The following is a 9798-nucleotide window of genomic DNA, read 5'->3' on the forward strand; positions in this document are numbered from 1 at the left end:
CGAAACAGACGTCCGCACGGCCCATCTGACGGCCCTCGGGTCCATTACAGGGCTGGGGGCATCCGAACCTGCTACACAGCCGGTAGAGGACGGCGCCCCATGTCCGACCGCAGCTCCGTACCGCCCCATCCGAGCGACGAGCATGAAGCCGACTGGCGCGCCCGGGAAGGCGAGCGTCTCCTCATCGTGGGCGTCGGCGCCTCTGCGGGCGGCCTCGAGGCGTTCGAGCGTTTCCTCGGCCAGCTCCCGTCGGACAGCGGGCTGGCGTACGTCCTCGTCCAGCACCTCTCTCCCGAGCACGAGAGCAGCCTCGTCGAGATCCTGTCCCGCGCCACGAAGCTCCCGGTGGAGACCGCGCGCGAAGGGCAGCGCGTCGAGCGCGACCACGTGTACGTCATTCCACCGGGGACGGGCCTCGTCGTCGAGGGCGGCGCCCTGCGCCTCGTCCCGGCGGAGCCGAAGGGCTCTCGCCTGGTGGTGAATGCGTTCCTGACCTCGCTCGCGGAGGACCAGCGCGAGAACGCCGTCGGCGTCGTGCTCTCCGGGACCGGCTCCGACGGCGCGCTCGGCATCGCCGCCGTGAGGCGTCACGGGGGCAGGACGTTCGCGCAGCTCCCCGGCGACGCGCGGTACGAGAGCATGCCTGCCGCCGCGATCGCGACGGGGATGGTGGAGCAGGTCCTCCCCGCGAGCGAGATCCCGGCGGCGCTCGGCGAGCTCGCCGCCGAGCGCCGGCGCCACCCGCCCGAGAGCGCGCGGGGCGAGGCGGAGGGGCTCCACCGGGCGCTCGAGGTGATCGGGCGGACGACGGGCCACGACTTCAGCCGGTACAAGCGCAGCACCATCCTCCGCCGGTTCCACCGGCGCATGGGCGCGACCGGCACCGCCACCGTCCGTGACTACGCGACCCTGCTCGAGGGCGACGCCGACGAGGCCCGCCGCCTCGCCGAGGACCTGACCATCAACGTGACGAGCTTCTTCCGCGACGAGGCGCCGTTCCGGATCCTCGAGCAGATCGTCGTCCCCGACCTCCTGAAGCGGCGCGGCGCCGACGGGATCCGCGTCTGGGTGCCGGCCTGCTCCTCCGGAGAGGAGGCCTACTCGCTCGCGATGCTGCTCTGCGAGGGCGACGGCCTCCAGCGCCCGCCGCAGCTCCAGGTCTTCGCGACGGACATCGACGCGTCTGCCCTCGCGGAGGCGCGGCGAGGCCAGTACACGAGCGTCGTCGAGCGCCAGGTGAGCCCCGAGCGGCTGGAGCGGTTCTTCACGAGGCGCGGGGACACGTACACGGTCACGAAGCCCCTCCGCGACCTCTGCATCTTCACGGAGCACGATCTCGTCAAGGATCCGCCGTTCTCCCGGATGGACCTCGTGTCCTGCCGCAACCTGCTCATCTACCTGGAGCCCGACCTCCAGAAGCGAATCATCGGGCTCCTCCACTACGCGCTCCGGCCGGGCGGCTACCTCCTCCTCGGCAAGGCCGAGATGATCGACGCGCGCGAGCTGGAGCTGTTCGAGGTCGTGGACAAGACCGAGCGCGTGTTCCGGCGGCGCGAGGTGGATCGGCGTCCGGCGATCCTGCCTCCGGGGCGGCGGGCGCCTCCCCTCGAGCTGGCGCCGCCCAGCCGGCGAGGCGATCCCGAGGTGAAGAGCGCCGCCGATCGCTCGCGAAGGATCGTGCTCGAGGAGTACGCGCCGCCTTCGGTGGTGGTCGATGCGCGCGGGGAGATCCGGTACTACTGGGGGACGAAGCTGTCCGACTTCCTGCCGCCCCGCGCCGGCGCACCCGCCACCAACCTGATGCACCTCGCCCGGCGCGAGCTCCGCGTCGAGCTCTCCGCCGCCCTCCACAACGCGGCGCGCCAGGGGAAGCCGGTCACGTACAAGGACGTGGTGGTCGAGGCGGAGGGCGTCCAGCGTCGCCTGAACCTCGTCGTCCGGCCGCTCCCGCCCACGGAGCAGGATCCGGACGCGCTGTTCCTCGTCGTCTTCGAGGAGCTGCAGGCCTCTCCCATCGCGCACGGCACGCCGCTCGACGCCCCGACCCTGGAGCGCCACCGGCTGCTGCAGCGCGATCTCGAGAGCACCCAGGAGCGGCTCCAGGTCACCATCGAGGAGCTCGAGAACGCGAACGAGGCGCTCCGCACGTCCAACGAGCAGCTACAGTCCATGAACGAGGAGATGCACTCGTCCAACGAGGAGCTGCAGACCTCGCAGGAGGAGCTGCAGTCGGTGAACGAGGAGCTCAACACGCTCAACACCGAGCTCAGCAAGAAGGTGGACGAGCTCGAGCTGCTCTACGGCGACCTCCAGAACCTGTTCCAGAGCACGCAGATCGCGACCATCTTCCTCGATCGCGAGTCCCGGATCGCGCGCTTCACGCCGGCGGCGACGGCGATCTTCCGGCTCGCCGACGGCGACGTGGGGAGGCCGCTCTCGGACTTCGCCGCGCTGTTCGACGCGCAGGACGTGCCCCAGGAGGTGAAGCGAGTCCTCGCGACGCTCCAGCCCGTCGAGCGCACGGTGGGCCTCGCGCAGGGAGGGCGCTGGTTCCTCATGCGCATGAACCCGTACCGCACGCCGTCCAACGTCGTCGCGGGCGTCGTGGTCTCCTTCATCGACGTCACGAGGCTGAAGGAGGCGGAGGCGGCCCTGCGGCAGGCCGTGGGGGAGCGGGAGCGCGCCGAGGCGGCCCTGCGGGACGCGGACCGGCGGAAGGACGAGTTCCTCGCCGTCCTGTCCCACGAGCTGCGAAACCCGCTCGCGCCCATCCGGAGCAGCCTCCACGTCCTCGAGCGCGCGCCCGCGGACGCGGACGCGGCGGCGCGAGCGCACCAGATCATCGCCCGCCAGGTGGGGCACCTCGCTCGCCTCGTCGACGACCTGCTCGACGTGACGCGCATCGCGAACGGGAAGCTCCAGGTCGAGCGTCGGCCCGTGGACCTCCGGTCCCTCTCGCAGCGCACCGCCGACGACCACCGGAGCCTCTTCACGACGCGCGAGGTCGCGCTGGAGGTCGCGCTCCCGGACGAGCCCCTGTGGGTCGAAGGCGACGCGACGCGCCTCGCGCAGGTGATCGGGAACCTGCTCCAGAACTCGGCCAAGTTCACCTCCGGAGGCGACTCGGTCCGCCTGTCACTCGACGCGGTCGAGGGGTTCGCGGTGCTGCGCGTGCGGGACAACGGCATCGGCATCGAGCCTGCGATGGTCCCGCGCCTCTTCCACCCGTTCGCGCAGGCCGACGCGACCCTCAATCGCAGCCTCGGCGGGCTCGGGCTCGGTCTCGCGCTCGTGAAGGGCCTCGTCGAGACGCACGGCGGCACGGTCGAGGCGAGGAGCGGCGGCAAGGGCGCAGGCACCGAGTTCATCGTGCGGTTGCCGCTCTCGGTGGCGCCCGCGGGGATCGAGGTCGCGCCGGCGTCACCTCCGCGCCCCCGCCGTGTGCTCGTCATCGAGGACAACCTCGACGCCGCCGAGAGCCTGCAGCTCGCGCTCGAGATGGAGGGCCACGAGGTCTTCCTGGCGCACGACGGTCCGAAGGGGATCGAGCGAGCCCGGGAGCTCATGCCAGAGGTGGTGGTCTGCGACGTCGGGCTCCCGCGCATGGACGGCTACGCGGTGGCGAAGGCGATGCGGAGCGAACCCGGCCTGCGGGACACGTTCCTCATCGCGCTCACGGGATACGCCCGTCCGGAGGATCAGCGGCGCGCCGCGGAGGCGGGGTTCGACGCGCACCTGACCAAGCCGGCGACGGTCGAGGAGCTCCAGGAGGCGATGGACCGTGCGCCGCGCCGGACGCCGCCGCGCGGCGGCGGTCCAGTCGCGGCCCGGTGACAACCGGGGGGTGCTCTGACGGGGCGTGCTTCCAACCCGGGCGGCTACCCGTGTAACCCGCGCGCCGCCGGCGCATCGTATGGAGAGCAAGGAGGCAGGTCCATGGCTCTCAGCGCTGACGCACGACCGAAGGCCTTCGAGGCGAGCGGCGCCTCGGATGCGGACGTGGTCCACCGTGTCCTCGCCGGTGACACCGCGTCGTTCGAGCTCCTGATGCGCCGTCACAACCAGCGCGTGTACCGCACGATCCGCGCGGTGCTGCGCCGCGACTCGGCCGAGGTCGAGGACGCGATGCAGCTCACCTACCTGCAGGCGTTCCGTGCGCTCGCCACGTTCGAGGGCGCCTCGTCGTTCGGCACGTGGCTCACCCGGATCGCGCTGAACGTCGCGTACGGCCTCGCGAGACGGCAGCGCATCGCTGCCGTCGAGCTCTCGGCGGAGGTGGACGAGATGACCCGGGGCGCGCGCGACGAGGGGCCGGAGGACGGAGCCACGCGGAGGGAGAGCGCCGAGCTGCTGGAGCGAGCCGTCGCCCGGCTGGGAGACGATCACCGCGTCGTGTTCATGCTGCGGGAGGTCGAGCAGCTCTCCACCGCGGAGACCGCCGAGGCGCTCGACCTGTCGGAGGAGAACGTGAAGGTGCGGCTGCATCGCGCCCGGCTCGCCCTGCGCGAGATGCTCGCCGAGGAGGTCGGTCAGTCGGCCCCGCAGGCGTTCACGTTCCTCGCCCCGCGCTGTGACCGCGTGGTGAACGCGGTGCTCTCCGCCATCGGCGACTCTTTCGGGACGGGTCCGTCCGGAAGCCCGGGCCGCGAGTGAGCCGAGGCTGCTGCTTTCGGGCTCCGGCGCGCGGCTGACAGCCGAGCACCGCGCGCGACCCCATCGAGGCACCCTGCCGCGCCCCACGCGCGATGACGACGCCGTGACCGGGGGCGGCGCAGGATCGCGGCATGCGCGCACTCCTCGTGCAGGCCCGCTCGCCGCGCAGCTACTGGAGCTTCGAGCGAAGCCTCCCCTTCATCCGCAAGGCGGCGACGATGCCGCCGCTCGGGCTCGCCACGCTCGCGGCGCACCTGCCGCAGCACTGGGAGCTCCGCCTGCGCGACCTCGAGGTCGCCCCGCTCGACGACGCCGACCTGCGCTGGGCGGACGCCGTCCTCGTCTCCGGGATGCTCGTGCAGGCGGAGTCGATGCGCGCGGTGCTCCTCCGGGCTCGCGCCCTCGGCCGGCGCACGGTCGCCGGCGGCGCGGGACCGAGCCTCGTGCCCGAGCGCTTCCCGGAGGCCGATCACGTCTTTCGCGGCGAGGCCGAGGGGCGCCTGGAGCTCCTCGTGCGCGTCCTCGAAGGACGGGAGACAAAGGCGCCCCGACTCCTCTCGCCCGAGGGCGACGACCGGCCCGACCTCGCGCTCGCGCGCGTGCCCCGCTTCGACCTCCTCGACCTCCCACGCTACGCCAATCACGCCCTGCAGTACTCGCGCGGGTGTCCGTTTCGCTGCGAGTTCTGCGACATCATCGAGCTGTTCGGGCGCGTGCCGCGGGTGAAGTCGCCGGAGCAGGTCGTGGCGGAGCTCGACGCGCTGCACGCGCGCGGGGCGCGCGGGGCGCTCTTCTTCGTGGACGACAACTTCGTCGGCAACCGGCGCGAGGTGGCCCGCCTGCTCCCGGTGCTCCGCGCCTGGCAGGAGCGGCACGGGTTCCCGTTCCAGCTCTGCACGGAGGCGAGCCTCGACCTCGCGAGCGCGCCGGAGCTCGTGGCCGAGATGGTCGCGGCGGGCTTCCAGGAGGTGTTCCTCGGGATCGAGACGCCCTCCGCCGCGGCGCTCGCGGAGACCGGCAAGAGCCAGAACCTCCGCATGCCCCCGGGCCGCGCCGTCGAGACGCTCACGCGCGCAGGGCTCGAGGTGTTCTCCGGCTTCATCGTGGGCTTCGACAGCGAGGGGCCGGACATCTTCGATCGACAGCTCGAGCTCATCTCCGGGCTCCCGGTCCCCCGGGCGATGGTCGGGCTGCTCGTCGCGATGCCGGGCACGCGCCTCTGGCGGCGCCTCGAGCAGGAGGGCCGGCTGCGCGGCGACGGGAGCGGCGACGCCTTCGAGCGGCCGAACTTCGTGCCTGCCCAGGACGAGCGGGTCCTGCTCGCGGGATACCGCCGCCTCGTGGCGGCGCTCTACGCGCCCGAGCGCTACTACGCGCGGTGCACCCTCGCCATCGACCAGCTGCCGCTCCGCCCCCGCGCCGCCTCGGACGCCGGCGCCGCCGAGGGCTCGCTCGCTGCGGTCGCACGGATCGCGTGGGGCATCGGCGTCGTGAGCCCGCGGCGCCTCCACTTCTGGCGCCTCGTCGGACACGCGCTGCGCCGGGGCGCCGGCGCCCTCCCGCGGGCGCTGGCGCTCGCGGTGATCGGCGAGAGCCTCATCCCGTACACCCACGACGTGGTCCTGCCGCGCCTCGACCGGTCGCTCGCCGAGCTCGCGGCGAGCGACGCGCAGCGCCCCTCCGCATCTGCTTAGGGACTCCGGTCGCCCTCTCCTCGCCTCACGACGAGGAGGGCGCGGCGAGGACGGCCACGCGCGGACCCGAGGCCGCCTCGGCGCCGCGCCGGCCGAGCGCGCGCAGGTACCGGTAGTGAGCCGCGATCGCGGCGCGGAGCGTCGGGTGCGTGTGGTGCGGCACGCCGTGCGCGCGGCACGCCGCCTCCACGCTCGCGGCGAGCGCCGGGTAGTGCACGTGGCACACGTCCGGGAGGAGGTGATGCTCGATCTGGAAGTTGAGCCCGCCGACGTACCAGCCCAGGAGCCGGTTCGAGGGCGCGAAGTCCACCGTGGCGCGCACCTGGTGCTCCGCCCAGCCGGTCGGCATCCGCTGATCTCCGGCCCGGGCGGCGTGGAACTCCGCCTCCGGCACCGCGTGCGCGAGCTGGAACACCGTCGCCAGCACCACGCCCAGCGTGAGCGCGCCGAGCAGGAAGAGGGGCGCGACCCAGCCGCTGCGGAACACGAGCACCGGGACGACCACCGCCCAGGCGAGGAACACCGCCTTGCCGGCGAGGAACGCGGCGAGCTCGCCGCCCCGCGGGCGCGGGAACGGGAGCTGCCCGATGCGGCCACGCGCGAGGTCACGCACGTCGTCCACGAACCACCACTTCACGGCCAGCACGCCGTAGAGCAGCCAGCCATAGACGTGCTGGTAGCGGTGGAACGGGCGGAGCCGCTGCGACGGCGCGAGCCGGAGGAACGGCTCGGCGTCGATGTCCGCGTCCATCCCGTCCACGTTCGCGTAGGTGTGGTGGTGCACGTTGTGCTTGAAGCGCCAGAGGTACGAGCTCGCCCCGACGAAATCGAGCGCCAGGCCCCACGCACGGTTCACGCGCGCGGAGCGCGCGTAGGCGCCGTGGTTGGCGTCGTGCATGACCGAGAAGCCGATCCCCGCCGTCGCGAGCGCCAGAGACAAAGTCAGCGCCACCGCCAGCACGGGAGAGGTGCCGCCGAGGAGGAGGAGCAGCGCGTAGGAGGCCGCGAACCAGCCCAGGATTGCGCCCGTCTTCGCGTGCATCGCGCCGCCGCCCCAGCGTGCCCGGCCGGTGCCCTCGAGGTACGCGCCGGCGCGGCGCTTCACCTCGGCGTGAAAGCCGTCGTCGCGTGGGAACCGGACCCGGGGAGGCGTGGAGCTCATGCCCGGGATCTAGGCACCCCGAATCACGAAGATGTCACCGCGGCGCCCGCCTCCGGAACGAGAAAAGCCCGGCCTCGAAAGGCCGGGCTCTCATTGCCTGAAGGGTCGCGATGACGCGACTAGGCGACCGGGCGGACGTTCGCCGCCTGCAGGCCCTTGGGGCCCTTCGTCACTTCGAACTCCACCTTCTGGCCCTCGGCGAGGGAGCGGAACCCATCCGTCTGGATCGCGGTGTGGTGGCAGAAGACATCCTCGCCCCCGTCCGCCTGGGTGATGAAGCCGAAGCCCTTCGCGTCATTGAACCACTTCACGGTACCGGCTGCCATTTGCTGTAGGTGCTCTTTTCTCTCTGTGAACGCGCGGCAGTGAGTGCCGCGCGAACCTTCTTCCCTCCCGGAGCGGGAGAGAAGGGACGTTGGTAGTCGAATCGCGCGAAGAAGTCGAGCCCGGGGCCCAGAATGCCGCGGCAGCGTGACGAGCGCCCGGGGGCGCGCGGTGATATACGACATCCACCCGGCGAACGCGGCCGGCCCTCCACGCCGCCGTGAGCGACACGGCGGGATCTCACCCGCGCCACCCTTTCGTCCCCCGACGTGCCCCCCTGCGCGCCCCTCGTGCGCGTGTCGAGAGGCGTGCGCGAGCGCGTGGACCGACCGGAAAGAGCCGAACATGAGCAGCCTCGAGAACGGAATGCTGGTGCAGCACACCTCGCTGGGGATCGGCAAGATCGTCGCGCTCGACCAGAAGGCCGTGCACGTCTTCTTCGCCACGAGCGACGCGCGCTTCGCGACGAAGCTGCGGCTGCCGATGGCACTGCCGCTCCTCTCCCCCGCCACGAGCCCGAACGCCTGGCTCTCCGCGCTGACCGGCTTCGCGCTCGACGCGAAGACCGGCCGCTACGGCCGCGCCGGCGCGTGGCTCTCGCACGCCGACGCCGTGGCGCGCTTCGTCGAGTCCTTCCCGCAGGGGTTCACGGACCCGAAGTACGTCGGGGAAGGCAAGGAGCGGGGCGAGCAGCGTGCGAGCAAGTGGCGCCGTGCCCACGAGATGTTCGTCGAGACGCTCGGGAACGGCGAGGGTGAGCGGCTCCTCGAGGCGGGCGACGTCGGCGGCCTCGTCGAGCGGACGCTCCGGATCGAGCGGCACGTGCGCACGCTGCACCGGGACGCGGAGCGGACCTCGCTCGAGGACGGCCTGAAGGATCCGGCCGCGGCGAAGGCGTTCTTCGCGGCGCTGTTCGAGCTCCTGGCGACGGCCACGCCCGAGCAGCCCCGGTTCGAGGCGCTCGCCGCCGCGGTCGCGACGCTCTTCCCGAGCGCGGCGCGGGAGTCCCTCTGGCCGATCGTGACGCTCCTGCCGTTCGTCGCGAGGCCGGAGCTCCACATGCTGCTCCGCCCCCGCTTCGCCTGCGACGTGGCGCAGCGGCTCGGGCTCGAGCTCGCCTACGACGCCGAGCCCAACTGGTCCACCTACTCCGCCCTCCTCGGCTCGGCCGACCAGCTCCTCGAGAAGCTCCGGCCGCTCGGCGCGCGCGACCACGTCGACGTCGAGGCGTTCATGCACGTGAGCACGGCGAAGCGGCCGCGCCCGCGCCCCCAGCAGCCGGAGCTCGTGACGTGAGCGGCCGAACGGACCCGCGACGAAGGGAGTCGAGACCATGACGGTGACGGCGTTTCTCGCGGCGATGCAGAGACAGCTCGTCGATGCCCTCCGGACGGGCGGGCCCTGGTCGCGATCGGCGTGGTGCCGCACTCAGCGGCGCCACCTGAGCGTCCCCGGCGGCGCGGTGGTGTGGGTCCGCGGCGAGGCGCTGCCGTGGGCGCAGTGGGGAGCCCGCCGCGGCTACTTCGAGGTCCAGTACATGGACGGGCTGCCCTACCTCCGCGCGCGGGCGTGAGCGCGCGATCGTTCCGCGACCCTTCCCCTGCCCGCTCTCGCGGCGTACAAGGGGCGATGTCCGACGCGCGGAAGCAGTCGCTGTACTTTCCCGAGGAGATGCTCCAGCAGATGCAGGAGGAGGCGATCCGGCAGGACCGGTCGCTCTCCTGGATCGTCCAGCACGCCTGGCGGCTCGCGCGCGAGCGGATCTCGAGGCTGCCCAGCAGCGGCGTGGCCCTCGCACCTGCTTCACGCACGGTAGGCCCCGCGAACGAGCTCGCGACCGCCTCCGCCGACGAGGCGAAGGGCTAGGCCGCGTGGCGGTCACGGGCTGGAAGCGCGCGCGGCGGGGCGCGCGCGCGACGGGGGACCGCGCGGTCGTGCGGACCCGGGCGGGGCGGCCGCGCGGCG

8 protein-coding genes are annotated in these 9798 nt (G+C 72.7%); 6 read left to right on the forward strand and 2 right to left on the reverse strand.

Translation table 11 applies throughout. The features are described 5' to 3' along the window. The first annotated feature begins 99 nt into the window (after positions 1–99). The 3 genes from MLV88_RS08855 (at position 100) to MLV88_RS08865 (ending at position 6347) form a co-directional block, all read left to right on the forward strand. The gene (locus tag MLV88_RS08855; RefSeq protein WP_243337320.1) at positions 100–3834 is read left to right on the forward strand and encodes a chemotaxis protein CheB; all 3735 of its coding nucleotides are present in this window, start codon (positions 100–102) and stop codon (positions 3832–3834) included. Between the two features lie 102 nt (positions 3835–3936). Next, on the forward strand, positions 3937–4653 hold the full coding sequence (locus MLV88_RS08860) for an RNA polymerase sigma factor (protein ID WP_242336713.1): 717 nt from the start codon (positions 3937–3939) through the stop codon (positions 4651–4653). Positions 4654–4784: 131 nt separating this feature from the next. Next, a complete protein-coding gene (locus MLV88_RS08865; protein ID WP_242360318.1) occupies positions 4785–6347 on the forward strand; it encodes a B12-binding domain-containing radical SAM protein in 1563 nt (520 codons plus the stop codon). A 25-nt stretch (positions 6348–6372) separates the two neighbouring features. Here the strand turns inward: MLV88_RS08865 and MLV88_RS08870 are convergent, their stop codons facing one another. Both MLV88_RS08870 and MLV88_RS08875 read right to left on the reverse strand, forming a co-directional pair. Next, on the reverse strand, positions 6373–7509 hold the full coding sequence (locus MLV88_RS08870; protein ID WP_242336718.1) for a fatty acid desaturase family protein: 1137 nt from the start codon (positions 7507–7509) through the stop codon (positions 6373–6375). A 119-nt stretch (positions 7510–7628) separates the two neighbouring features. Beyond that, entirely contained in the window at positions 7629–7835 is a 207-nt protein-coding gene (locus MLV88_RS08875; protein WP_242336721.1) for a cold-shock protein, read from the reverse strand. 343 nt (positions 7836–8178) lie between these two features. Between MLV88_RS08875 and MLV88_RS08880 the strand changes: the two genes are divergently transcribed. The 3 genes from MLV88_RS08880 to MLV88_RS08890 are packed head-to-tail and all read left to right on the forward strand — an operon-like array spanning position 8179 to position 9699. Then, a complete protein-coding gene (locus tag MLV88_RS08880) occupies positions 8179–9129 on the forward strand; it encodes a hypothetical protein (protein ID WP_242336724.1) in 951 nt (316 codons plus the stop codon). 37 nt (positions 9130–9166) lie between these two features. Continuing rightward, entirely contained in the window at positions 9167–9406 is a 240-nt protein-coding gene (locus MLV88_RS08885) for a hypothetical protein (RefSeq protein WP_242336727.1), read from the forward strand. A 56-nt stretch (positions 9407–9462) separates the two neighbouring features. Further along, a complete protein-coding gene (locus MLV88_RS08890) occupies positions 9463–9699 on the forward strand; it encodes a TIGR04563 family protein (RefSeq protein WP_242336729.1) in 237 nt (78 codons plus the stop codon). Positions 9700–9798 lie beyond the last annotated feature (99 nt).

Origin of the sequence: Anaeromyxobacter soli (assembly GCF_022808855.1) — a bacterium.
GTDB classification, from domain to species: domain Bacteria; phylum Myxococcota; class Myxococcia; order Myxococcales; family Anaeromyxobacteraceae; genus Anaeromyxobacter; species Anaeromyxobacter soli.